At 61.6% G+C, this 25,153-nt stretch carries 18 protein-coding genes and 1 pseudogene; 7 read left to right on the forward strand and 12 right to left on the reverse strand.

Annotation, left to right across the window (positions count from 1 at the left end):
- Nucleotides 1-44 precede the first annotated feature (44 nt).
- The 5 genes from purH to prmA form a co-directional block, all read right to left on the reverse strand.
- The gene (purH, locus tag PSH91_RS03200) at nucleotides 45-1,652 is read right to left on the reverse strand and encodes a bifunctional phosphoribosylaminoimidazolecarboxamide formyltransferase/IMP cyclohydrolase (protein ID WP_047227385.1); all 1,608 of its coding nucleotides are present in this window, start codon (nucleotides 1,650-1,652) and stop codon (nucleotides 45-47) included.
- An 83-nt stretch (nucleotides 1,653-1,735) separates the two neighbouring features.
- Nucleotides 1,736-2,056, reverse strand: coding sequence for a DNA-binding transcriptional regulator Fis (gene fis, locus PSH91_RS03205; RefSeq protein WP_025211617.1), 321 nt, complete (start codon nucleotides 2,054-2,056; stop codon nucleotides 1,736-1,738).
- A complete protein-coding gene (gene dusB / locus PSH91_RS03210; RefSeq protein WP_047227386.1) occupies nucleotides 2,053-3,060 on the reverse strand; it encodes a tRNA dihydrouridine synthase DusB in 1,008 nt (335 codons plus the stop codon). Before dusB ends, fis begins: the two co-directional genes overlap by 4 nt.
- Before the next feature lie 185 nt (nucleotides 3,061-3,245).
- On the reverse strand, nucleotides 3,246-4,490 hold the full coding sequence (locus tag PSH91_RS03215; protein WP_305467263.1) for a DUF3426 domain-containing protein: 1,245 nt from the start codon (nucleotides 4,488-4,490) through the stop codon (nucleotides 3,246-3,248).
- 30 nt (nucleotides 4,491-4,520) lie between these two features.
- Nucleotides 4,521-5,399 carry a 50S ribosomal protein L11 methyltransferase gene (gene prmA, locus PSH91_RS03220; protein ID WP_047227388.1) on the reverse strand — a complete coding sequence of 293 codons (879 nt, stop codon included), beginning with the start codon at nucleotides 5,397-5,399 and terminating at the stop codon, nucleotides 4,521-4,523.
- On the opposite strand from prmA, the gene PSH91_RS03225 reads away from it, so the two are divergent.
- Nucleotides 5,358-9,566 carry a dermonecrotic toxin domain-containing protein gene (locus PSH91_RS03225; RefSeq protein WP_305467266.1) on the forward strand — a complete coding sequence of 1,403 codons (4,209 nt, stop codon included), beginning with the start codon at nucleotides 5,358-5,360 and terminating at the stop codon, nucleotides 9,564-9,566. The genes prmA and PSH91_RS03225 overlap by 42 nt on opposite strands.
- An 81-nt stretch (nucleotides 9,567-9,647) precedes the next feature.
- Here PSH91_RS03225 and accC read toward each other — a convergent pair whose 3' ends face one another.
- From accC to PSH91_RS03250, 5 genes and pseudogenes are all read right to left on the reverse strand, one after another.
- Nucleotides 9,648-11,003, reverse strand: coding sequence for an acetyl-CoA carboxylase biotin carboxylase subunit (gene accC, locus PSH91_RS03230; protein WP_047227390.1), 1,356 nt, complete (start codon nucleotides 11,001-11,003; stop codon nucleotides 9,648-9,650).
- Between the two features lie 17 nt (nucleotides 11,004-11,020).
- Entirely contained in the window at nucleotides 11,021-11,482 is a 462-nt protein-coding gene (gene accB / locus PSH91_RS03235) for an acetyl-CoA carboxylase biotin carboxyl carrier protein (protein WP_047227391.1), read from the reverse strand.
- 48 nt (nucleotides 11,483-11,530) lie between these two features.
- The gene (aroQ, locus tag PSH91_RS03240) at nucleotides 11,531-11,983 is read right to left on the reverse strand and encodes a type II 3-dehydroquinate dehydratase (protein WP_058543870.1); all 453 of its coding nucleotides are present in this window, start codon (nucleotides 11,981-11,983) and stop codon (nucleotides 11,531-11,533) included.
- A 682-nt stretch (nucleotides 11,984-12,665) separates the two neighbouring features.
- Nucleotides 12,666-13,172, reverse strand: a pseudogene (locus tag PSH91_RS26645) (methyl-accepting chemotaxis protein); the annotation flags it as partial.
- A 1,492-nt stretch (nucleotides 13,173-14,664) separates the two neighbouring features.
- A complete protein-coding gene (locus PSH91_RS03250; RefSeq protein ID WP_076382830.1) occupies nucleotides 14,665-16,335 on the reverse strand; it encodes a diguanylate cyclase in 1,671 nt (556 codons plus the stop codon).
- Nucleotides 16,336-16,620: 285 nt separating this feature from the next.
- On the opposite strand from PSH91_RS03250, the gene PSH91_RS03255 reads away from it, so the two are divergent.
- The 6 genes from PSH91_RS03255 to PSH91_RS03280 all read left to right on the forward strand — a co-directional run bounded on the left by PSH91_RS03255 (nucleotide 16,621) and on the right by PSH91_RS03280 (nucleotide 23,274).
- Nucleotides 16,621-17,688, forward strand: a complete 1,068-nt coding sequence (locus PSH91_RS03255; RefSeq protein WP_047227394.1) for a DUF2333 family protein — start codon at nucleotides 16,621-16,623, stop codon at nucleotides 17,686-17,688.
- Nucleotides 17,689-17,691: 3 nt separating this feature from the next.
- Nucleotides 17,692-18,249 (forward strand): NUDIX hydrolase, encoded by a 558-nt coding sequence (locus tag PSH91_RS03260; RefSeq protein WP_076382828.1) that lies wholly within the window; start codon nucleotides 17,692-17,694, stop codon nucleotides 18,247-18,249.
- Nucleotides 18,250-18,420: 171 nt separating this feature from the next.
- Nucleotides 18,421-18,792, forward strand: coding sequence for a translation initiation factor Sui1 (locus tag PSH91_RS03265; RefSeq protein WP_047227396.1), 372 nt, complete (start codon nucleotides 18,421-18,423; stop codon nucleotides 18,790-18,792).
- Nucleotides 18,793-19,015: 223 nt separating this feature from the next.
- Nucleotides 19,016-20,929 carry an arginine decarboxylase gene (gene speA / locus PSH91_RS03270; RefSeq protein ID WP_047227397.1) on the forward strand — a complete coding sequence of 638 codons (1,914 nt, stop codon included), beginning with the start codon at nucleotides 19,016-19,018 and terminating at the stop codon, nucleotides 20,927-20,929.
- Nucleotides 20,930-21,163: 234 nt separating this feature from the next.
- Nucleotides 21,164-22,480: a type VI secretion system Vgr family protein gene (locus PSH91_RS03275; RefSeq protein ID WP_305467274.1), complete on the forward strand. Its 1,317-nt coding sequence runs from the start codon at nucleotides 21,164-21,166 to the stop codon at nucleotides 22,478-22,480.
- Nucleotides 22,477-23,274, forward strand: a complete 798-nt coding sequence (locus tag PSH91_RS03280) for a DUF4123 domain-containing protein (RefSeq protein WP_305467276.1) — start codon at nucleotides 22,477-22,479, stop codon at nucleotides 23,272-23,274. The genes PSH91_RS03275 and PSH91_RS03280 overlap by 4 nt, the downstream gene beginning before the upstream one ends.
- A gap of 5 nt (nucleotides 23,275-23,279) precedes the next feature.
- On the opposite strand, the gene PSH91_RS03285 is transcribed toward PSH91_RS03280, so the two are convergent.
- Entirely contained in the window at nucleotides 23,280-24,629 is a 1,350-nt protein-coding gene (locus PSH91_RS03285) for an MATE family efflux transporter (RefSeq protein WP_305467278.1), read from the reverse strand.
- A 209-nt stretch (nucleotides 24,630-24,838) separates the two neighbouring features.
- Entirely contained in the window at nucleotides 24,839-25,132 is a 294-nt protein-coding gene (locus PSH91_RS03290; RefSeq protein ID WP_047227401.1) for a hypothetical protein, read from the reverse strand.
- Nucleotides 25,133-25,153: the final 21 nt, after the last annotated feature.

The following is a 25,153-nucleotide window of genomic DNA, read 5'->3' on the forward strand; positions in this document are numbered from 1 at the left end:
GCTCCAACGCAGCAGATGCCGGCTTCAGTGCGGCCGTTGTCTTGTTAGTGACGGAAGTGGCGCATGCCGGTGAATACCATGGCGATGCCGGCTTCATCAGCCGCGGCAATCACTTCAGCGTCACGCATCGAACCACCCGGCTGGATCACCGCAGTGATGCCGACCTTGGCCGCGTTGTCGATGCCGTCGCGGAACGGGAAGAACGCATCGGAGGCCATGACCGCGCCCTGTACCTGCAAACCGGCGTGTTCAGCCTTGATCGCGGCGATGCGGGCCGAGTTCACGCGGCTCATCTGGCCGGCGCCGACGCCGATGGTCTGGCGGTTCTTGGCGTAGACAATGGCGTTGGACTTGACGTACTTGGCGACTTTCCAGGCGAAGATCAAATCGTTGATTTCCTGCTCGCTTGGGGCGCGCTTGGTCACCACTTTCAAATCTTCGCTGCCGATCATGCCGATGTCGCGACTTTGTACCAGCAGGCCGCCGTTGACACGCTTGTAGTCCCAGGCCGGCGCGCGGTCGGCCGACCATTGGCCGCAGGCCAGCAGGCGCACGTTGGCCTTGGCGGCGACGATGGCACGGGCTTCTTCGCTGACCGAAGGGGCGATGATCACTTCGACGAACTGACGCTCGACGATGGCCTTGGCGGTTTCGGCGTCCAGTTCACGGTTGAAGGCGATGATGCCGCCGAAGGCCGATTCGGTGTCGGTGGCGTAGGCCAGTTCGTAGGCTTGGCGGATGCCGCCCTCGGCGTCCGGGCTGACGGCCACGCCGCACGGGTTGGCGTGCTTGACGATCACGCAGGCGGGCTTGACGAAGCTCTTGACGCATTCCAGCGCCGCATCGGTGTCGGCCACGTTGTTGAACGACAGTTCCTTGCCTTGCAACTGGGTGGCGGTGGCGATACCGACTTCGGCCGGCTTGGCTTCCACGTAGAACGCCGCGCTCTGGTGCGGGTTCTCGCCGTAGCGCATTTCCTGAGCCTTGATGAACTGGGTGTTGAAGGTGCGTGGGAATTCGCTGCGGCCTTCGGTCGACAGGGTTTCAGCGGCCTGGTTCACGGTGCCCATGTAGTTGGCGATCATGCCGTCGTAGGCGGCGGTGTGTTCAAAGGCCTTGAGCATCAGGTCGAAACGCTGGGCGTAGGTCAGGCCACCGGCCTTGAGGTTTTCCAGCACGCTGGCGTAGTCACTGGCGTTGACCACGATGGCCACGTCTTTGTGGTTCTTGGCCGCCGAGCGGACCATGGTCGGGCCGCCGATGTCGATGTTTTCAATGGCGGTCGGCAGGTCGCAACCTGGCTTGTTGATGGTGGCTTCGAACGGGTAGAGGTTGACGGCCACCAGGTCGATCGGCTTGATGCCGTGCTCGTTCATGATGGCGTCGTCGATGCCGCGACGACCCAGGATCCCGCCGTGGATCTTCGGGTGCAGGGTCTTGACCCGACCGTCCATCATTTCCGCAAAACCGGTGTAGTCCGCGACTTCCACTGCGGCGACGCCGTTGTCCTGCAGCAGCTTGAAGGTCCCGCCGGTGGAGAGGATCTCGACACCCAACTGTTGCAGTTCGCGGGCAAATTCGAGGATCCCGGTCTTGTCGGAGACGCTGATCAAGGCGCGGCGGATCGGCAGGCGGGTGGTCTGGTCGGTCATTTCAATTTCCATCAAAAGCAAGGGAAGTCAGCAAAAAAGGCGACCGTTTTTTACGCGGGCGCCTTTCTGGTTTGATTGAATGCTTACAGCAGATCGTACTGCTTGAGTTTCTTGCGCAGGGTGCCGCGGTTCAGGCCCAGCAGCTCACTGGCCTTGGTCTGGTTGCCCTTGACGTAGTTCATCACGCTCTCGAGCAGAGGTGCCTCGACTTCCGAAAGCACCAGGTTGTACACATCCGTGACGGCAGCGCCCTCAAGGTGGGCGAAATAATTGTGCAGCGCCTTCTCGACACTCCCGCGAAGGGTCTGACCTTCTTCGCTGGGCGTATTGAGGTGCTGTTTCAAATTTACGTTGTCGCTCACGGGTGTTATTCCACTCACTAAAGTCTCGGTCATCATCGTCATGCGGCCACCCCTTCGTCCCCTGTCAGGCTCTTGTAACGCTCAGCGAAGAACGCCTGAACGTCGGCGCATTGTGCTTGCGTACCATCCAAACGATTGAAACGGGCGCGAAACTCCCTGGCGCCCGGCAGGGTTGCGAGATACCAGCCCACATGCTTGCGAGCGATGCGTACACCCATGACTTCTCCGTAGAAGGCATGCAGCGCGGCCAGATGCTCTAGCAGAATACGTTCCACCTCGGACAGTTGCGGCGCAGCGAGCTTTTCGCCGGTGCGCAGGAAGTGTTCGATTTCACGAAAAATCCATGGCCGCCCCTGGGCAGCCCGGCCGATCAACAACCCGTCGGCACCCGTCGCGTCCAGCACGTACCGGGCCTTTTCGGGCGAGTCGACATCGCCGTTGGCAAAGACCGGCATCGACACCGCCTGCTTGATCGCGGCAATGGTGTCGTACTCGGCCTCGCCGGTGTACAGGTCGGCACGGGTGCGGCCATGCACCGCCAACGCCGTGATGCCTGCCTGTTCGGCGATCTTGGCCACCGTCAGGCCGTTCTTGTTCTCCCGGTCCCACCCGGTGCGGATCTTCAGGGTCACCGGCACATCGACTGCGGCGACGACCGCCTGCAGGATCTCGGTGACCAGCGCTTCATCCTTCAACAGTGCCGAGCCTGCAGCCTTGTTGCAGACCTTCTTCGCCGGACAGCCCATGTTGATGTCGATGATCTGTGCGCCCAGCTCGACATTGGCCCGGGCCGCCTGCGCCAGCATCTGGGCATCGCCACCGGCGATCTGCACCGAGCGGGGCTCGGGATCGCCTTCGTGGATCATGCGCAGACGCGATTTGCGGGTGTTCCACAAACTCATGTCGCTGCTGACCATTTCCGAAACTACAAGCCCGGCGCCCAGTCGCTTGCACAGCTGACGAAAGGGCTGGTCGGTGACGCCCGCCATTGGGGCGAGAACCAGGCCGTTCTGTAATGTATATGGGCCGATGCGTACCGCCGACATAGGACTTCCCTGAAGTGGGGCCGGATCATGAGACTTCGAAAAAGGGTTGGCATGATACCCGCTCTCGATGACTGGATAAAGGTCGAATTGGATAAAATCTGAACAGCTATTTTGTTATCGCCAGCGGTTTGGTTCGGGTGCGCTGAGTCAGAAAGCTGCCGCCAATCGCCCGGCCCTGGTGTGCATCACTCTGGTGAATGAAAGCTCAGGCTGTAGTTCACCGCTTTAGGTCCCGGGTCGAGGATATCCAGGGCAATATGAATGGGCGTCTGCGGCGGCATTTCCCCCAGGCCTTCGACATCGCCGCCCAGATATTCTCCGGGCTTGAAACGGCGACTGGCGATCAGATGCCCGTTGAGGTCGGCGAAACGCAGCTCCAGCAGCGGGAAAGGCTGGGAGAACGGCGCACGGTTGTAGATGATTGCGTCCACCACCAGGGCGCCGCTGAACTCCGGATGGCTGCGCACCACCAGGTTGCTGCTTTTGATTTTGCCGATGTCGACCTTGGACGGCACGTCGCAGCCGATGGTCGGGCAAATCTGCAGGAACCACGGGCGATACTGATCCTGACGGGCCAGTTCTTCGAAGTGGTAGGCGATGTACTGGCCGGCCAGGGCCGCGGCGGCGAACAGGATCAACAGGCCCCACAGCAAACGCCGGCCCCAGGGCGAGCGACGCTTGCGCCAGTCCAGTTGCAGCGGATCGTCATCCAGGTCCTGAAGGGCCTCGGCGCGTAATCCGGGTTCATGGCGCTCGCGTGCCTTGCGCGTCGGCACCGCTTGCAACGGTGCTTCGTCGTGATCATCGTGATCATCGCTGGCAGACAGACTTTCCAGGTGTTCGTGGGGCTCGTCGTCCGGCTCCAGGCGTAGCGGGGTGACCGGCTCGTCGTCCGGTTCCAGCGGTTCCAGGGTCAGGGGCAAGGACAAGGACGGTTCGGTGCGCGGTGGGCGGGCCGGTTCATGGGGCTCGAACGGTTCGACCGGGGTTTGTAGGGCCGTTTCGTCGCGCTCGCTGGCGGATTCGCTGTACAGGCTGTCGGACCAAGGCTCCTGATCGTTCGAGAGCGGGTCGCGTTGCGCGCTCAGGTTGTCTTCACGACGTCGGCCGAAGGTATCCGGCGCACGCTTGTCACGCCGCTCCAGTCGAGCCAGTTCCTTGTCCAGATCATCGAGGTCCAGCTCGGCGGCGGTCCATTGCTTCTGGCTGATCGCACGGGGCGGGGATTCGGCGGCGGGCGTCTTGATTGGCGGTGTCAGGGGCGTGACGGTTTCCTTGGCAGTATGCTGTTCCAGCAATTGCCGTGCGGCATTGAACACTTGCAGGCACGAGCCACAGCGAACCACCCCGCGGGCCACGCTCAATTGAGTATGGCTGACGCGAAAACTGGTGTGGCAATGCGGGCACTGGGTGACGAAACTGTCAGTCATGCGGCAATCCGGTTGATACAGGCGGCCATTCTAGCGCCGACGACCGGTGATGCGCACCCAGCCATCGCGATTGGCGATGGGGTCCAGATCAAAGTCCGCGGCATAGGCCGCAGCGACTTCTTCACCCTGTTCGGCCAGGATGCCCGACAGCGCCAGGCGTCCGCCCGGCTTGACCAGGCTCGACAACTGCGGCGCCAGGGACACCAGCGGACCGGCCAGGATGTTGGCCACCAGTACGTCGGCCTGAACCTGTGGCAGGTCTTGCGGCAAGTACAGGGGGAACAGCTCTGGGGCAATGTTGTTGCGCCCGGCGTTGTCGCGGGAGGCTTCCAGGGCCTGGACGTCGATGTCGGTGCCGACCGCTTCCTTGGCGCCCAACAGCAGCGCGGCAATGGCCAGGATCCCCGAGCCGCAGCCGAAGTCGAGCACGTTGCAGTCTTTAAGGTCCTGGCCGTCGAGCCATTCCAGGCACAGCGCGGTGGTCGGGTGCGTGCCAGTGCCGAACGCCAGCCCTGGGTCCAGCAGCAGGTTCACTGCATCCGGCTGCGGCGCGGCATGCCAGCTCGGCACGATCCACAGGCGCTGACCGAAGCGCATCGGCTGGAAGTTATCCATCCAGCTGCGTTCCCAATCCTGGTCTTCGATCACTTCGCTGTGATGCTCGGGCAACGGGCTGCCGGTGAGCAGCTCCAGATGTGCCAGCACGCTGGCCGGCTCGGTGCCACCTTCGAAAAGGGCCAGCAGGTGAGTGTGGGACCATAACGGCGTGGTATTGAGTTCCGGCTCGAAGATCGGCTGGTCTTCGGCGTCCATGAAGGTTACCGATACGGCGCCTACTTCAAGAAACGCGTCTTCGTAGGTTTCGGCTTGTTCCGGGCTGATGGCCAGACGTACTTGCAGCCAAGGCATGGCGGGCACCTTTGGAAAAAAATCTACAGGAGGCAGCGCAGGGCTGCAAAGGCGCGCAGTGTACGCCAGGTCGCCATCAAAGTGGATAAGCGAGTCTCGTGCCGCCGGCGTGGTGTTTCGATATATATATGTATGACATGGGGGCAATGCAGGACGGATAAGGTGCGGGTCCACACAACAGGGAGGAATGTGATGGACAACACTGCCGAACGGCACAGCAACACGAGCGGCGCGGGGACGGTCTCTTCCCCGCAGGCGGAAACAGCACAAGTCATTCTGGAGAAGTTGGCACGTTGGCAGGCGGCTATCGACCAGCGATTACACGCTCAGATGCCCTTGCTGGAGGTGCTGGAAGAGTACCTGCTGGTCCAACTGCGCACCCATTATTACCAGGGCAACATCGATCCGTACTTCATCGGCACCCTGCTCGATGCGGTGCTGCAACGGATGATTGACCAGACGCCGGTGGCTTTTGATGAAGAACAGGATGCTCCTTATCGCTGGCCCGGCGGGACTGATCCGGGGTTTGCGGTTGAGCGTCGGGAAGTCATCGTGCAGGTGGTGGAAGCAAGCGCCGCGGGCTTTACCCATCACTACAAAGACTATCTGCAACGTCACTGGCGCATGGCCGGGAGCGACGCCTCTCTTGAGGAGGTGGTCAAGCACAGGCTCGCTGAATACCTGGCCCGGATCGATAGGATTTTCCAGCCGGAGCAACTGGCGGGGGTGGACGTCGATGAGCTGAGGGAGAAGCTTGAAAACCTTCAGGCGCACTGGCGTCTCACAAACCAGATCACCTCGTTGGCAACCGCTCAGGAACGGCGGAGTCTTCAGGCAATCGCTGGGGGGCAATTGCCTGGCTGGCTGAAGGCGCTGAGTGAAGTCGAGCGTAAACAGTTGAAGGCTTTTGAGGCACGGACCTCGCAGGCGCAGGCGCTGGTGGATGAGCTGCTCGACGGCCTGGGCTCGCTGCAGGCGTTTGCCCGGCGGCTGGCCAGGGACTATGTCAGGCGTGAACTGGACATGGAAGTCGAGCCTGACGGCATTCGAGTGCAGTTGCAGTGGCGAGGGATCATTGACCAGCCGGTGCAGACCCATAGCCTGAGCGAATTGCTGGCGGCAGGTCCGATAAGATCGGACGCTATATCGGTGTTCCTGGTGGAAAATGGCGCCATGCTGCGCAACCAGCCTCTTTCGCCGGCGTTCATTACCCAACTGCTGGCAGACGTGGATGCCCCCGCTGGGTATGGGGCAGCATTGGTCAGCCAATATGGCCGGGCAGACCTGAAGGACGCCATGCTCGATTGGTTCGTGGCGCGCCTGGAGCAAAGCGCGTTCGTGGCACGTTGTGCGGGCCATTTGAAGGTGAGCCATCACGAGGCGCTCAAAACCTTATGGGCAAACGAGACGTCGGCGCAATCGGCCAGTGCCTGGCGTGTGGCCTGCCTTGCGCTTCCAAACGCACTGAAGTGTTCCGATCTTCTGTTGTTCTACCGCGAGGACCGGTCGGGCGAGGTCAGTGATCTGTTGTTGTACGCCCCCGGCAAGCCAGATGGGCAGGAGTGGATCGAGTTGCCCTCGCTTCGGTCCGTGAATGCAGAGATAGGCGCCTGGATTGAAAGCCAGGCGGGTCGCGAATACCTGTTGCAACAACTCTCTGCCGCCGGGCGTGATGTGGCTCGGGAGTACTTTGCCGGCGTGGCGGACAAGCCGACGGCATGGGATCTGAACAAAGACCTCAGGAGCACTGCGATGGCCTTCAAAGCCTGCCTTGAGGCGTCTGTTGCAATGGGCCTGGCCAACAACCTGGCGCAGGTTGAGCAGGACGAATCGCCCCGGTGGTACGCGGCCCTGCCGCTTGACTCCCGACGCATCATCAGCAGTTTGAGCCAGGAGCTTCAGGTTCATCAGCAGGTCTTCAACGAGCAGATCGCCGGCTATGAGGTCTTTGTGGACTTTGCCAAACGTACCGTCACCCAAGCCATCGCACCGTACATGCGTAGCAAGGGGGTGCAGGAACCGGTCGATCCTGCCACGGTGCTCATCGACTACACACCCGGTCTGGCGAGTGGCAAGACCCAGGTTGCCAGCTTGCTGGAGCTGGCCATCCATGGGTATGACGACAACTCGGGCATCGACAACCCCAGAAAAGGCGTGCGCTCATCGATCGGGCAGGACCTGGGGCAGGTTCGCAGTGCGGAGCTGGCGACCTACATCCGACGGGCCTACGTGGGCGAGCAGTATGCGCGGCAGATCCGCGCCAGGTTCCTTGATGCCAGCGCTGCCGAATACACCAAGCGGCGTAATGCCTACCGCAACCTGTTGCTGACCCGGATGGATCGCGACCTGCGGATCGCGACGGGTAAGTCCTTGTTGAACGCCCGTGAGTTCTGGTGGCTCACCCGGCAAATCACGCTGCTGAGTGAGGCGACGCCGGTGATCGGCTCAGTGAGTTCGCAGGCGGTGGTGCAGCGCGAAGGTCTGATCCGGTTTACCGTCGGCGGTCATGTGGTATTGGGCGTCTATGTCTTTGCCTACTTTGATCCCAAAGGCGCCTATTGGCTGTACACGCCCGACGCTCCCGACGGCGTCACATTTCGCCCATACCAGGACTTCCCCGGGGCGGTCGCCGCACGCCTGCGTGATTACGTACTGGAGCGGGTGGCCGTTGGTGCTCGTGCCGCGGTAAGGCGCTCGCTGACGGCTTTGGCGACCACGACCCGTGGCCTCGAAGTATTGCGCGAATTCAATCGGGTAATGGATATCTCGTCGCAGTTCGATGCCTACATCGAGCGTGCTGTCACGGACGTGGAAGATGTCACGAAAAGTCGCGGCGAGGTGATCAGGGATCAGGTGCTCAAGGGCCTGCTCTTCGCCTCCGCGCCGGTGTGCATGGTTTACCCGCCCTTTGCCCTGTTGCTGGATGCCGGCTTCATTGCCCTCAGTTCCAGGCAGGCGATCGAGGCGCATGGGCAGGGCGACACCGATCGCGCCCTCGGCCATTGGCTGCAAGCGACCTGGGGCGCGTTGTTCGGCATGCTTGGGGCAATGAGCATGACCCGGCTGCTCGGTCAGGCTGTCAGGAGTCTGAAGCTCGCCGTAAGGCCCATGTCCTTGGCCGCTCAGCGCCTGAGGCAGGTGACATCAGTCGCTGCCAGGGAGAGCGGGCCGCTGATCCAGCCGATCCGTTTCGATCCGAAACAGGCGGTCAGGGAAACGCCGAAGAATTTGCAGCAGGTGACCGAGGGGGCTTTCAAAGGCACCTATCTGAGCCCGTCCAGCGCTACGCAGCCGCGAAATGCTTTCTACATACTCGACAAGGGCAGGTACTACCAGGTGAGGGGGAATATCTACTTCGATGGTCTGTGCCTGGTGGATGCCCGTTATCCCGGCGCCTTTTACAAACCGCCTGTGTACAGGATGGCGAATGGCAAGTGGGCGCGTAAACCCGTTGGAATGAGTGGCGGCAATGATGATGTGCGCAACCTTGGGCGAGTGAGCGATCTGCGCGAAGCGTTTCCCGGGCATGTCTTCCCGGACGTGGCGCGGGGCGCGTTGCAGGGCGAGGCGGTGGTCGCCAAGTTCAGCGAGACGGCGGCAGACAACTATCTGTTCTCCCTGAACGCCCAGACATGCGTGATCGCTTCGTTGTACAACCCGACCACCAAGGTCGGGGCGGTCATTCATTTCGATCACAACATCCGCGCACTGATCGAGCGCAGTGTTCGCGAAGTGAAGCAGCGTTTGGGAGGGGCAGCGAAGGATATTCGCGCCATTCTGGTGGGCGGCGATTGGCTGACAGGCGCTGATATTGGCGAGCCGGTCAGATCGGTGATGAGGCGCCAGGGGCTGCAGCCAACCTGGGATCACTGGTCGTATTCTTCCTGCTTCGGTAATACCTATGGTGTGTCGCTGGATCTGCGCACTGGGGTGACGTCGGTGTTCAAGACATCACAGAGTCAGGTTGAGCGCTACTACATACCGGTGCTGGCGAGGGCGAAACAGAGTTCCGACCCGGTGTCGGTGCGTGCGCGTGGGTTCATGACGCGCTTGCGTAGTGAGCCGTTGGTAGCCAATGCCAACGGTAGCGTTCGCACCCAGCAGGGCAGGGCGGCGACGAGGGCGCAGATCGAAGCACAGGCACTCCCTACGGTAGCGCTGAGCTGAGTCATTCGCCGCCATTGTGAAAGGCAGGCAAAAAAAGACCCCGGCCAATGGACCGGGGTCTTTTTTACATCACTCGGGACATCAAGCCTGATCAGCCAGCTTGTGTTCCAGGTAATGGATGTTGACGCCACCTTTGCAGAAGCCTTCGTCGCGGACCAGGTCGCGGTGCAGCGGGATGTTGGTCTTGATCCCGTCCACCACGATTTCGTCCAGCGCATTGCGCATGCGCGCCATGGCTTCGTCACGGGTTGCGCCGTAGGTGATCAGCTTGCCGATCAACGAGTCATAGTTCGGCGGAACCGCATAACCGCTGTACAGGTGCGAGTCGACGCGAACGCCATTGCCGCCTGGAGCATGGAAATGCTTGACCGTGCCTGGGCTTGGCATGAAGGTTTTCGGGTCTTCGGCGTTGATCCGGCATTCCAGCGAGTGGCCGCGGATCACCACGTCATCCTGGGTGAACGACAGTTTGTTGCCGGCGGCGATGCTGAGCATCTCCTTGACGATGTCGATACCAGTGACCATTTCCGAAACCGGGTGCTCCACCTGAACACGGGTGTTCATTTCGATGAAGTAGAAACGACCGTTCTCGTAGAGGAACTCGAAGGTGCCGGCGCCGCGGTAGCCGATGTCGATGCAGGCCTTGACGCAGCGTGCCAGGACTTCCGCGCGAGCCTGCTCGTCGATGCCCGGTGCCGGTGCTTCTTCGAGGACCTTCTGGTGACGACGTTGCAGCGAGCAATCGCGGTCGCCCAGATGGATGGCCTGGCCCTGGCCGTCGGACAGCACCTGGACTTCGACGTGACGCGGGTTGGTCAGGAACTTTTCCAGATAGACCATCGGGTTGCCGAACGCCGCGCCCGCTTCGGAGCGGGTCAGTTTCGCCGAGGAAATCAGGTCTTCTTCCTTGTGTACCACACGCATGCCGCGACCACCGCCACCACCGGCAGCCTTGATGATCACCGGATAGCCGACTTCGCGGCCAATGCGCAGGGCGGTTTCTTCGTCTTCAGGCAGCGGGCCGTCGGAACCTGGAACGGTAGGTACGCCGGCGGCGATCATGGCGTGCTTGGCCGATACCTTGTCGCCCATCAGGCGGATGGTGTCGGCTTTCGGACCAATGAAGGCAAAACCGGAGTTTTCGACCTGTTCGGCGAAGTCGGCGTTTTCCGCCAGGAAACCGTAGCCAGGGTGAATGGCGGTGGCGCCGGTCACTTCAGCGGCGGCGATGATCGCCGGGATGTGCAGGTAAGAGTGCGCAGCCGACGCCGGACCGATGCAGACGGATTCGTCCGCCAGGCCCAGGTGCATCAGTTCTTTGTCGGCCTTGGAGTAAACGGCGACGGTCTTGATGCCCATCTCTTTGCAGGCACGCAGAATCCGCAGGGCGATCTCACCGCGGTTAGCGATCAGAACTTTTTCCAACTTCGCAGTCATCAAAGGCTCTCCGCGGTTCAAACGATGGTGAACAGCGGTTGGTCGTACTCAACCGGCTGGCCGTCTTCAACGAGGATGGATTCGATCACACCGCTGGTTTCAGCTTCGATGTGGTTCATCATCTTCATGGCTTCGACGATGCACAGGGTGTCGCCTTTCTTCACGGTCTGGCCGACTTCAACGAAGGACGGCGAGGACGGGGAAGACTTGCGATAGAACGTGCCTACCATTGGCGAACGGGCAACGGTGCCGTTGAGCGTTGGCGCGGCAGGTGCTGCTGGAGCGGCGGCAACTGGCGCTGCTGCCGGAGCAGGCGCGGCGGCTGGAGCCTGCATCGGTGCCGGCGCGTAGAACTGCTGGGCCGGGGTCTTGCTGTGACGGCTGATGCGTACGGACTCTTCGCCTTCCTTGATCTCGAGCTCGTCGATGCCGGACTCTTCCAGCAATTCGATCAGTTTCTTAACTTTACGGATATCCATGAATCATCAACTCCCAAGGGTCGGTCAGGGGCGTTTAACGCTTGTTGTTCAAGCTGTTGCCTGTCTTTCAAGCTGCTCTAGGGCGGCCTCCAGAGCCAGTCGGTAACCGCTGGCGCCAAGGCCGCAGATCACTCCCACCGCTACATCGGAGAAGTAGGAGTGATGGCGGAAAGGTTCGCGTTTGTGCACGTTGGACAAATGCACTTCGATGAATGGGATGCTCACTGCCAGCAGCGCGTCACGTAATGCGACGCTTGTGTGCGTAAAAGCAGCGGGATTGATCAAAATGAAGTCCACACCTTCGCCACGCGCGGCATGGATGCGGTCGATCAATTCATATTCGGCGTTGCTTTGCAGGTAGAGCAAATGATGGCCGGCATTGCGGGCCCGCTGTTCCAGGTCCTGGTTGATCTGGGCCAGTGTCACGGCCCCGTAGACGCCCGGTTCGCGGGTGCCCAGCAGGTTCAGGTTGGGTCCGTGCAGGACCAATAGGGTCGCCATCTGCTGTTCCTTGTTATCTGTGAGCAGGTGTCAGAACCCGGCGACTATGCCGCAAAGCCTTTATGACTGTCCAGTTCTCTGCAATAGCCAGCACGATGACCGATGTTTGCGCGAAATTTGTGACCATGCTCCAAGATCCGGTCACCCGCCCCTGGGATGCCTGCGCTAAACCCTGTGGGAGCGAGCCTGCTCGCGATGGCGGCGATACATTCAACATTTCTGCAAGCTGACCCACTGCAATCGCGAGCAGGCTCGCTCCCACAGGGGATCTGTGGTGAACATCAAGGTTGGGAATAACCCGAAACCCGCGTGGGAGCGGGCTTGCTCGCGAAGACGGCGGCACATTCAATACCGATGCAAGCTGACCCACCGCTATCGCGAGCAGGCTCGCTCCCACAGGGGATCTGTGGTGAACATCAAGGTTGGGAATAACCCGAAACCCGCGTGGGAGCGAGCTTGCTCGCGATGGCGGCGGCACATTCAGCACTGATGCAAGCTGACCCACCGCTATCGCGAGCAAGCCCGCTCCCACAGGGATCTGTGGTGAACATCAATGTTGGGAATAACCCGAAACCCGTGTGGGAGCGAGCCTGCTCGCGATGGCGGCGATAGATTCAATATTTCTGCAAGCTGACCCACTGCAATCGCGAGCGAGCCCGCTCCCACAGGGGATCTGTGCTGCTTAAACCCGAAATGCCTGAACTGCCGTGTGCAAGCGCCCACCGAGCACCAGCAGGTTGTCGCCCTGTTCCCGCCCCTGACCAATGCGCAGCAGATTATCCCCACCCAGTTGATGAATCCGCTCACTGTGATCGCGGATTTCGCTGACGGCGCCGCTTTGTTGGGCGGTGACGTCGGCGATGCGCACTGCGGTTTCGGAAATGGTCTGGATGGCCCCGACGATTTTATCCAGTGCGCCGTCGGCCGCTTGTGCCTGGTTGGCGGTGGCTTCGGCGTGTTCGACCTGGGCGCGCATGCCGTCCACCGACTGGCGCGCGGCCAGTTGCAGGCGGGCGATCAGTTCCTGGATCTCGGCAGTGGCGCCCGCCGTGCGTTGGGCCAGGGAGCGGACTTCTTCGGCCACCACCGCGAAACCTCTTCCCATGTCTCCGGCGCGTGCGGCTTCGATGGCGGCGTTGAGGGCCAGCAGGTTGGTCTGATCGGCAATCGAGCGAATCACTGTCAGCACGCCGCCGATGGTGGCCGATTCCTCGGCCAGTTGTTCGATCATTTGTGCGTTGCCTTGCACTTCGCCCACCAGCGCATGCAGGCCGGTGAGGCTCAGGCCGATGACTTTCTGCCCTTGCTCCACAGCATGCCCGGCGCTACGGCTGGCGTCGGCGGCCTGGCTGGCGTCACCGGCCACTTGTTGAATGGTCGCTTCCAGTTCGCTGAGAGAGTCGCGGATCAGCGCCGTGTCACCGGCCTGGTGCTCGGCGCCGCTGTGCAATTCTCCACTCAGCTCGGCCAGTGCCCGGCTGCTGCCAGCGACCTGCTCGGCATTCAGGCGAATGGTGCCGACCAGATCCACCAGATACGCCCGCAAGCGATTGAGCGAGGCCTGGATGTCTTGTAACTCGCGGTTGCTGGCGCCCACATGAATGTCGCGGCTGAAATCCCCTTCGGCCCAAGTCGACAGGGCGGGTGCCAGATTCGTCAAAGTCCGGGCCAGGCGCCGCTGCAAGGTGTCGATGAGCAATGCGATCAGCAGGATCAGGCCGATCATCAATCCCTGAATCAGCCGAACTTCGCCCTGGATCTGGCCATGTTGGGCGCGAACCGCCGACTCCATGGCATCGATCGCCTGTTGCACATCGGCGATTTTCAAGTGCGTGGCGCTGCTCAGTTCTGTGCGCTTCTGGATCAATGCGCGAGTGCGCCCCAGTTCGGCAGGGTAGCGGCCGAGCAGGCTGTTGAGTTCGCGCTTGAGGGCGATGCCGGCGTCTTCGGCGACGGTTTCTTCCTGGGTCTGCAAGCCCATCAGCGCAGCGAAATCATCGCCCTGCGCTTCGTTGCTGGCTGTCACGCCCAGCAGCGGCAGGCTGTCGAGGCTCTCGGCCTGTGTGCGGATGCTCTGCAGTTCCCGTTCGACATCGGCGGCCAATTCGCTGCGTCCGCTGCTGACCAGTTTGTCCCGGGCGAGGGACAGTCGGCCCAGATGTTGCGAAGCGGCGAACAACGGCGGCAGGTAGGCCGGGGCGCCATTGGCGTATTGCGCAAGGCGGTCCAGGCTCGCGCTCAGCTCCCGTTCGGCCTGCAACAGCAGGGCTTGCGGATCGCCCGCCAGCTTACCGGCGGCCAGCAGATCGGTCTTGCTGAAGCCGTCGAGGCTGGACAGGCTTGGGCGCAAGCTCTTGGCCAACTCGGGCGGAAATTGGTCCAGGTCCTTTTGCAAGGTATCAATGGACTGGGTCGCTGCGCTGAGGCGCAAGGCGTCGCCGCTGGCCAGGTAATCTTCGATGTTGCGCGCCACCTCGCCCTGGAACTGCCGCGACAGGCTCAGGTAGCGCTCCATCAACAGATAGGGGCGCTCCAGGGCGATTTGCGACCACCACAGGGTGCAAGCCAGGCCAAGGCACACGGCAACTAAAAGAAGGGTATTGAGATTGGTCAGCAGCTTCAGGCGCATCAAGGGTCTACCAAGGGCAGAATCGTAAGTGCTTGAAGTTATTGCGTTTGGGTTACAGGTTTATGACTGAATCGGTGGATTCCGATGAAAAGGTGGCACTTTGCTTTGATTGCCGCGCGCTTTGTACCCGATTGCGCCCTGCGTGCTTGGCGCGGTACAGCGCTTCGTCCGCCTGGCTGGCCATCATCAGGCTGTCGGACTCTTCGCTCATCTGCACCACGCCCGCGCTGAAGGTGCACCACAGGTCCTGGGGCTGCGCCGGGTAGTGAATTTCGGCAAAACGCTGGCGGATTTCATCCAGTACCTTATAGGCCGCATCGATATCCGTGTCCGGCATGACGATGGCGAACTCTTCACCGCCGTAACGGCCGATGAAGTCGGTCTTGCGCAGACGCTGCTTGAGAAACAGCGCCAGGCTTTTGATCACCCGGTCGCCCATGGGGTGGCCGTGGCTGTCGTTGACCCGTTTGAAATGGTCGATGTCCAGCATGGCAAAGCTCAACGGCTTGCCTTCGCGGCGAGCGCGGAAGCAGCAGTCTTCGAGCAATTGCAGGATATGGGTGTGGTTGTAAAGACCGGTGAGGCTGTCGCGGACCATCCGCGCCTTGAGGTTGCGCGCCCGGGCCGCTCGGTTGCGCACGGTGGTGATCAGGTGCCGGGGTTTGATCGGTTTGGTCAGGAAGTCGTCGCCGCCTTCACTCATGGCGTCGAGCTGTTTGTCCAGGTCGTCTTCGGCGGACAGGTAAATGATCGGCACGCTGACATAGCGGTCATTGTGGCGGATCACCTTCGCCAGCTCCGTGCCGGTGCAGGCGGGCATGTACATGTCGAGGATGATCAGATCAGGCTGGAAATCCGCCAGCTCGGCCATGGCCTGGATCGGTTCGATCAGCGTGCGGGTGACGATACCGGCGCTGTTGAGCAGGCGCTCGGTGTGCAGGGCCTGGGCACGGGAGTCATCAATGATCAGCACTTTGTAGGGTTCGTACTGGGCAACGCAGGTCAGCACTTCGATCTTTTCCAGCAGGCTCGAGGCTTCCAGGGTGCCAGTGAGGAACTCCTGCCCGCCGGCGCGCACCGCCGCCAGGCGTGTCGGCGTGTCGGTTTCCAGCAGGCTGAAGAACAAGAGCGGCAACGGCTGCTCCAGACCTTCCTGGGCTTCGGCGGCCAGTTTCAGGCCGATGCCGGGGCCGCTGAAGTCCACGTCCATGACAATCGCGGCCGGCAGGCGCTCGACCATCGAAGCCCGAAACGCCGCCACGCTGTCGAGCGCCTGGGCGCTGAGGCCGAAGAACTCCAACTGCTTGGCCAGCCGCTCGGCGCGGTCATGGTCCTGCAACATCACGTAGATGGGTTTGCGCAGCGGCGGCAGGAAGGTCTGTTCGAGCTGATCGCCATGGCGCAGGCCGGTGCGGGACAGGCGCTGCATCAGTCGATTGATTTCAGTGATCAGGTGGCTGCTCAGACGCCCGCGATTGGCTTCCACCGCTTGCAGCGATTGACTGATGCCCTGGGCGAGCTGGCAATGCTCCGGTTGCTCGAAGCGCTCGGCAAAGCGCAGCAGACGCAGGTTGGCTTCGCTGAGCTCCGACAGGTCGATGCCTGACCATTCACTGCGTTGCAGGCGCTGCCAGATCTCCAGGATCTGACGAGCCTGGTGAATTACCCGCTGGGCAAAGTGGTGCTTGAGGCGCTCACGGCTGGGGTCTTCTGGCTCGGTCATATCCTGACTACTAGTTAGGGTGCATGCTGAGATCGACTGGTGGCTCTATGCTAGCACCTCTTTTCATTCGCATGAGTGTCATACGTCAATAATCTGTCTTGGGAGGGTATTCAGTTTATGACCGGTCAGTTTCGTAGGCTGGTGACAGCGCTTCCTTTATAGTGGCCGTTCGATTGCCCTGTCGTGGTCGGCATGATTTGCGCCGCATTATCGCGTTTCAAATCAGGCACGATGGCGTAGGGTTGTGGTCGAACCGTGAACTCAAGTGATTGAAGGGACATCGCCATGCTGGACTGGAAAAACCGCGCGGGCAGCGCGCCTGAACGTGCCGCCGAGCCGAAATCGGCCACCCGCAGCTACCTGGGTGGGCTTTTTTTCAGCCGGGCACTGGCCACCCTGGTCGGCCTGTACTTGCTGGTGACCATTGCCGTCGGCTGGTACTGGAGCCAGGAGCCCGCCCTGTTCCCCGTGCAGCAGAACGCCCAGGCGGCCGCGGAGAAGGAAGGCCGGCAAATGGTGATCGGCTACACCACCGTCGAGACCCTCAAGACCGTGGCCGAAACGCTGCTGACCAAGCCAGGTGGCTACATTTCCAACGACCGGTTCCCGCCGGGCCTGTGGATGGACAACATGCCGAGCTGGGAATATGGCGTGCTGGTGCAGGTACGCGACCTGAGCCGCGCTCTGCGCAAGGACTTCGCCCGATCCCAGTCCCAGTCCGCCGAGGACGCCGACCTGGCCAAGGCCGAGCCGCGCTTCAACTTCGATAACCGCAGCTGGGTGCTGCCCTCCAGTGAGTCGGAGTACCAGGAAGGCATCACTCTGCTGAGCCGCTATCAGGCGCGCCTGTCCGATCCGAACCAGAAAAGCGCGCTGTTCTATGCCCGCGCCGATAACCTGAATAATTGGCTGGGCGATGTCGGCACTCGTCTGGGTTCGCTGTCCCAGCGCCTGTCGGCCAGCGTGGGCCGGGTCAAGCTCAACACCTCGCTGAAAACCGAAGTCACGGCCCCGGGCCAGGTACCGCAAGTGGACGAGGAGGTGGTCGAAACCCCGTGGATGCAGATCGACAACGTGTTCTACGAAGCTCGCGGCCAGGCCTGGGCGCTGTCGCATTTGCTGCGCGCAATCGAAGTGGATTTCGCCGATGTGCTGGCAAAGAAAAACGCCACGGTCAGCGTGCGGCAGATCATTCGTGAACTCGAAGCCTCCCAGGAGCCGGTCTGGAGCCCGATGATCCTCAACGGCAGCGGCTTCGGTGTATTGGCGAACCATTCGCTGGTGATGGCCAACTACATTTCCCGCGCCAACGCGGCGGTGATCGACTTGCGGCAACTGCTGAACCAGGGCTGACAGATGGAAGAAAGCCCGCGGGAGGTCGCTCATCGAGTGGCCTCGGATGCCGAGCTCATCGCTTGGGTCGATAAAGACGACAACCTGCTTGGCAGCCTGGTGCGTTCGGACCTGCGTGAGCGCGGTCTGATCGGACGCGGCACCTACATCATGCTGTTCAACTCTGCCGGTGAGTTGTGCGTTCATCGGCGGACCCTGAGCAAGGCGATCTATCCGGGTTTCTGGGACGTGGCGGCCGGCGGGATGGTGCAGGCCAACGAGACCTACGCCGAGTCGGCGGCTCGAGAGCTGGCGGAAGAGTTGGGCGTGAGCGGCGTCGAACTGACGGCCCATGACCATTTTTATTTCGAAGACAGCGGCAGTCGCCTGTGGTGCTCGGCGTTCTCGGCCGTGTGGGACGGGCCGCTGATTCTGCAACCTGAAGAGGTACTCGAGGCGCGTTTCCTGGCGGTCGACCAGGTGCTCGATGAAATCCAGCACAAGCCTTACTGCCCGGACTCTCTGGCGGCACTGGAGCGCTATTTGCGAGCCCATGGCGATGATGTCGCAAAGAAGCGCTAAATTGGCGCCGATTGGCCCTTAGCAAGTTAGCTTTTTGCCGTTACACTGCGCGACTTTTCAAGCTGAATCGCTGTCTGCGATCCAGTAGCGCTGCCCCTGCCTGAGTGGGGCTTCGCGGTCGGGGCACTTACTTTTGCCCGGCCAGTCTTTGTCCTCCCAAGAGGATTGCCGGTGGCCAAAAAAGCCGCATCCTTCGCCGCCTTGGGCGGCCTGGTATTTTCTACCGACGCCGGTCGTCATTGCCCTGATTGCCGCCAGCCGGTGGATGCCTGCATCTGCAAACAGACCACCATCCCGGAAGGTGACGGTATCGCTCGCGTGCGCCGTGAAAGCAAAGGTCGCGGCGGCAAGACGGTGACCACGATCACTGGCGTGCCGCTGGCCGAGGACGCGCTCAAGGAACTGGCCACCACGTTGAAGAAACGCTGTGGCACCGGTGGTGCTTTGAAAGACGGCATCATCGAGATCCAGGGCGATCACGTCGAGCTGCTGCTGGCGGAACTGACCCGACACGGCTTCAAGGCGAAAAAGTCCGGCGGCTAGCAGCCTCTGTGAAAACCACCCTCGGCTTGATTCGAACCCTTTCTACGAAGCACGGTTCGAAGTCGCCCACATGGTTTTCACAGAGCCTGTTCTGAACGGGTTTCTAAACTCAGCGCTGTGAGCAGGGTCTACCTTGCTTACAGGCAAATCGTCATTTCCATTCTCTAGACTGCTCCAGCCTCCTACCGGATGGTGCATTTTGACTTCTTTATAGGGGACTTCGATGTCCGTACGACGCACACGCAAAGACGATGGCAGCCAATGGACAGTTGCGGACAGCCGCAGTGTTTACGGGATCCGCCATTGGGGGGCCGGGTATTTCGCGATCAATGACGCCGGTCGCGTCGAAGTCCGTCCGAACGGTCCAGGCAGTTCGCCCATCGACCTGTTCGAGCAAGTCGACCAGTTGCGCCAGAGCGGCCTGTCGCTGCCCTTGCTGGTGCGCTTCCCCGACATCCTGCAAGACCGCGTGCGCCAGCTCACCGGAGCGTTCGACAGCAACATCGCGCGCCTGGAATACCAGAGCCAGTACACCGCGCTCTATCCGATCAAGGTCAACCAGCAGGAAGCGGTGATCGAAAACATCATCGCCACCCAGAACGTTTCCATCGGTCTTGAGGCCGGCTCCAAGCCCGAGCTGCTGGCAGTGCTGGCCCTGGCGCCCAAGGGCGGGACTATCGTCTGCAACGGTTACAAGGACCGCGAGTTCATTCGCCTGGCGCTGATGGGCCAGAAACTGGGCCATAACGTCTTCATCGTGATCGAGAAAGAATCCGAAGTCGGCCTGGTGATCGAAGAAGCCGCGTCGCTCAAGGTCAAGCCACAGGTCGGCCTGCGGGTACGCCTGTCGTCCCTGGCGTCGAGCAAGTGGGCCGATACCGGTGGCGAAAAGTCCAAGTTCGGCTTGTCTGCCGCGCAACTGCTGTCGGTGGTCGAGCGCTTCCGCGCCGCTGGCCTGGATCAGGGCATCCGCCTGCTGCATTTCCACATGGGCTCGCAGATCGCCAACCTGGCGGACTACCAGCATGGCTTCAAGGAAGCGATCCGCTACTACGGTGAGCTGCGCAACCTCGGCCTGCCGGTGGATCACATCGATGTTGGCGGTGGCCTGGGCGTGGACTACGACGGTACGCACTCGCGCAATGCCAGTTCGATCAACTACGACATGGACGATTACGCCGGTGTCGTGGTTGGCATGCTCAAGGAGTTCTGCGATGCCCAGAGCCTGCCGCATCCGCACATATTCTCGGAAAGTGGTCGCTCCCTGACCGCCCACCACGCGATGCTGGTGGTGCAGGTGACCGACGTCGAGAAACACCACGACGACGTGCCGGTGATCGAAAACAAGGAAAGCCTGCCGGAGACCGTGCAGTGGCTGGTTGACCTGCTGGGCCCGACCGATATCGAGATGGTCACCGAGACCTACTGGCGCGCCACCCACTACATGAGTGACGTGGCCGCCCAGTACGCCGACGGCAAGCTGACCCTGGCCGAAAAAGCCCTGGCCGAGCAGTGCTACTTCGCGGTGTGCCGTCGCCTGCATAACTCGTTGAAGGCCCGCCAGCGCTCCCACCGTCAGGTGCTGGATGAGCTCAACGACAAGCTCGCCGACAAGTACATCTGCAACTTCTCGGTGTTCCAGAGCCTGCCGGACACCTGGGCCATCGGTCAGGTGCTGCCGATCCTGCCGCTGCATCGCCTCGATGAAGAGCCGTTGCGCCGCGCCGTGCTGCAAGACCTGACCTGCGACTCCGACGGCAAGATCAAGCAGTACGTCGACGAGCAGAGCATCGAAACCAGCCTGCCGGTGCATTCCCTCAATCCGGGCGAAGATTACCTGTTGGGCATCTTCCTGGTGGGTGCCTACCAGGAAATCCTTGGCGACATGCACAACCTGTTCGGTGACACCGACTCGGTGAACATCTACCAGAATGCCGACGGCAGCGTGTACCACGCCGGTATCGAAACCCACGACACCATCGAAGATATGCTGCGCTACGTGCACCTGTCGCCGGAGGAGTTGATGACCCACTACCGCGACAAATGCGCCAGCGCCCGTATCAGCGCCGCGGAACGCACCCAGTTCCTGGATGCCCTGCGCCTGGGGTTGACGCGGTCGTCCTACCTGTCTTCCTGATGGCGGCCTGAACGCCCTCCGGGACTGTCAGAAAATACACCGTGTGCTGCGGGTTTTTTCGGATAGTCCCGGAGGGCGTTTTTATTTGTGCCGCTGTTATTTCCGAACACTGGTGCATTTAACCGGTGGTGTCCTTATTTCGTGTAGTCCCTTTCCTAACTTGTACTTGGGCTCTCTACTCGGCCATGGCTCTCAGCGAGAATCCTCAGCCGCCCCTCCTGTAGAGAAACGCCGATGTCCGATCCAGCCAGCGAGCCGTCATTTCGTCTGGAGATAGCCGGTCTGCCCGAATCCTTTGTTGTCGTGGCCTTCACGGGCAGCGAAGCCATCAGCGAACCCTTTGTCTTTGATGTGGAGCTGTTGATCGGCGATACGCCCCTGGACCTTGCCGGGTTGCTCTACCGCAGCGTCTGGTTGAGTTTCGACGCTGGAGGGCGGGGCATCCATGGGCAGATTCACGAGCTTGTCCAGCATCGTCAGGGCGCTGGTTGCCGGGTACGCATCGGGCCGAAGCTGGCGTGCCTGGCGCAACGATTCAGCCAACGGGTGTTCAGTGCCCGCTCAGTGCCGCAAATCATTCGCCAGGTGCTCAAGGCCCACGGCATTGCCGGACGCCAGGTGTGCCTGGCTTTGAGTGGCGATTATCCGCTGCGCGATTTCTGTACCCAATATCGGGAGTCAGATCTGCAATTTCTCCAACGCGTGTGCGCCGAGGCGGGCATTTACTTCCATTTCGAGCAGGCTCGGGATGGGCATTGTCTGGTTTTTGCTGACAGCACGGACGATTCCCTGCCCGATGGCGAGACGCTTTACAGGCTCGAGGGAACGGCTCCGGCGGTGCGCAACTGGCGTGTACAAAGCGATGTTTCGGGGGAGCAAGTAGCCTTGGGCCGCAGCGATCTGATGGGGCTGCATTGCGGCCGGACGCTGTCGCTGGCAGGGCACCCTGTCGAAGGCTGGAACCAGACCTGGCTGTTGATGAAAGTCGAGCATCGCGCGCAGGCCGGCGTGTATGGCAACCATTTTCGCGCCATTCCTGCGGGATGGCCGTTCGTGGCGACCGGGGTTGCGGCAAAACCTCGCATGCTGAGTCGGCAGCGCGGCTGGGTGGTCACGGTCGATGAGCCGCAGATGCAGGTGGCGGGGCGAGTGGCGGTGCAGTTCGACTGGGTCTATCAGGGGGAGGGAGCCAGTCCCAGTCATTGCTGGCTGCCGTTGGCCCCTGAGCTGGCCGCTTGGGGGCACGCCATTGGCAAGGGCACCGAGGTGCTGGTGAGTTTTATCGAGGGCGACCCGGATCGTCCATTGATCAGCGCATTGCTCGACGCGCCGGCATCTCGGGAAGAAGGGGATGAGTCACTCCTGAGCGAAACATCCCGACCAGTCCATGAGGCCTCTGGCTTCGACCCGCTTCTGTTGGCGGCGATCCAGAGTGCCGAGCCGTTGGTGTTGTTGTGTCTGTTGCCCGGGGGCGGCAGCTTCAACCCCTGTAGCCAGCCGTTGTGCACCTGCCGCATGCTCACGCAGCTCGGCGCGGGCGCTGCTCCATGAATGCTGCCGCCATGTCTGCATCAGCGCCGCAATGGCTGCTGCTCGACGTACCCGGTGCGCCGGACACCGCGCAGCGTTTGCAGGAGCAGTTCGCCGAGATCCGGCGCTTTGCCTTGTTCGAAGGCACCGAATTGCACGGGCTGAGGGAGCATGGTCCGTTGCTGGTGGATTTGCAGCAATCGCCGGCACTGGCCAGCCTGTGTCACCTGGATGCCGGCGCCTGGCCGGGGCTGTTGTTGGTCAGCGGAGCGTCAGAGGCGCAATTACTGGCGCATCTGCGGCGCATGTTGACGGTGACGTTAGGCCTGCATCACAAGGCCTTGCTGAACTATTACAACCCTCACACGGCCAGTTATTTCTTCGACGGTTGCGATCCTCGGGAACTCAGTTGCTGGCTGGGGCCGATCAGCCTGGTGCGCTGGTTCGGCGGGACCTGGGGCGACAGGAGCATCGGCAGCCAGGGCTGGCAGCAACTCTGCAATCCGGGGCTGGCAGTACCGGCACTGGAAAATGAACACAGTCTCAGCCATTGGCAGCAGAGTCAGTTGCAGCGATGTCTGCTGGAACGCCACGTCTGGCAGTGGTCTTGTTCTACCGGGCGGGATTTCCGCCTGCTCTGGGAGGACTTGCAGCAAGGGCTGACCCTGGGGTTCACCGAACGACCGGTACTCGACGACTGGTTATGGCTGCGCCTGCAGTACCCCAATGCCCGACCCGTGCCGGGGCTCAAAGGCGGTTCGCAGCGCGAACGCCTGGATCACCTGCGGCGGCTGTGGCAGGACAATCAAGGTTGAAAAGGTCAATGGGCGCCGGCACCGAACCAGCTATCGCGCTGTTGCATGCGCCAGGCGAAAGCACCCAGGGTCAGGCTGCGCAAAGCCATGAACAGCAGGAAGGTGATCCACAGCCCGTGGTTGCCCAGCGCTTGCAGTACCCAGGCAAACGGCGACACCAGCAACAGGGTCAACAGCATGCCGTTGCGCATTTCCCTGGCACGAGTGGCGCCGATGAACAGGCCATCGAGCAAATAACTCCAGACCGCAATCAACGGCAGCGCTGCCAGGTAAGGCAGGTAGCGGTAAGCGGTGTCGCGCACGTCCGGAATATCGGTCTGCATATCGATGAACAGGTGGCCGGCGAGCAGAAACAGCAGGGCAAACCCTACGCTGGCAATCAATGACCATCCGCAGGCCACCACCAGCGAGCGGCGCAGGGCCAGGCGGTCGCGGGCGCCGATGGCGTGACCGCACAGCGCTTCGACGGCATGGGCCAGACCGTCCAGGGCGTGGGCTGTCAGCAGCAGACCATTGAGCAGCAGCGCGTTGGCTGCCACGGTCGCATCCCCCAGACGCGCGCCTTGCACCGTGATCAGGAAGAACACCGCTTGCAGCGCCAGGCTGCGAATGAAAATGTCCCGGTTCACCGCCAGCAACGGCCGCCAGCTTTGCCACACCCCCAAGGCCGCCCAGGCGATCTGCCCCGGCCAGGCCTGCAGCGTGTTGCGCGCCAGGATCAGACCGACCAGGGCGCCGGTCCACTCGGCAATCACCGACGCCCGGGCCGAACCGGTCACGCCCCAGTCCAGGCCGATCACGAACCACAGGTTCAGGGCGATGTTCACCAGGTTGGTCACCAGCAGGATCGCCAACGGCGCCCGGGCATTCTGAGCACCGAGAAACCAGCCCACCAGCGCATAACTGGCCAGCGCCGCTGGCAAGCCAAACAGCCGGGTGTGGAAAAAGTCCCGGGTCAACTGCTCAAGCTCGGCGGATGGCTGCATGAAATGCAACGCCACGCCACTCAACGGCACGCCGACCGCCCCCAGCACCAGCGCCAACCCCATCGCCAGCAGCAGACCTTGCAGCAACACCTGCCGCAACGCCGCTCCATCCCCACGCCCGGCTGCCTGGGCGGCGAACCCGGTGGAGCCCATGCGCAAGAAACCCATGGCCCAGGCCAGCACCGTATACAAACTCGCCCCGACCGCCACCGCGCCTAACTGATGGGCATGGGGCAAGTGGCCGATGACGGTGCTGTCCACCAGTGCCACCAGCGGCACGGAAATGTTCGAGAGAATCATCGGCGCGGCCAGCGCCCATACCCGGCGGTGGGTAAGACGGTCGCGCCAGTCGGTGATCAGGTTGGACATGCGAGCTCCTTGGCGGAGCGCGATTGTAGCGGGTTCTCGCATGATCGTTCTCATGCTCCGCGTGGGAATGCCTCTAGGGACGCTCCGCGTTCGATCTCAAGAAACTCTGTGGGAGCAAGGCTTGCCCGCGATGAAGATGACGCGGTCTTTCAGGGCGCCGAGGCGCCTGTATCGCGAGCAAGCTTTGCTCCCACACAGTGCTCTCGGCCCTAGTGAATGATCCAGCTCAACAACCACAACCCCAGCACCAACCAGATAATGCCCAAGATGATCGACGCCCGCATGAAGGCGCGGATTGCCGAGTACAGCAGCATCAGCCCGAGGATCAGCGCAATGATGCTGATGATCGAGGTGTCCATGCCCAGTGTGCGCGACAGGCCATCGACAAAGTTGCCGCCAGCATTGGCCAGGGTGTTGAACAGGCCGCTGAGCAGGTCGACGATAAACCGGATCACCGAACCGAGCGCCTGGCCGAGCCATTCGAAAAAGCTTTCTACCTGCATGTGTACATCCTGATGAGAGAG

The organism is Pseudomonas sp. FP1154, from assembly GCF_030687245.1.
Classification (GTDB): Bacteria; Pseudomonadota; Gammaproteobacteria; order Pseudomonadales; family Pseudomonadaceae; genus Aquipseudomonas; species Aquipseudomonas rhizophila.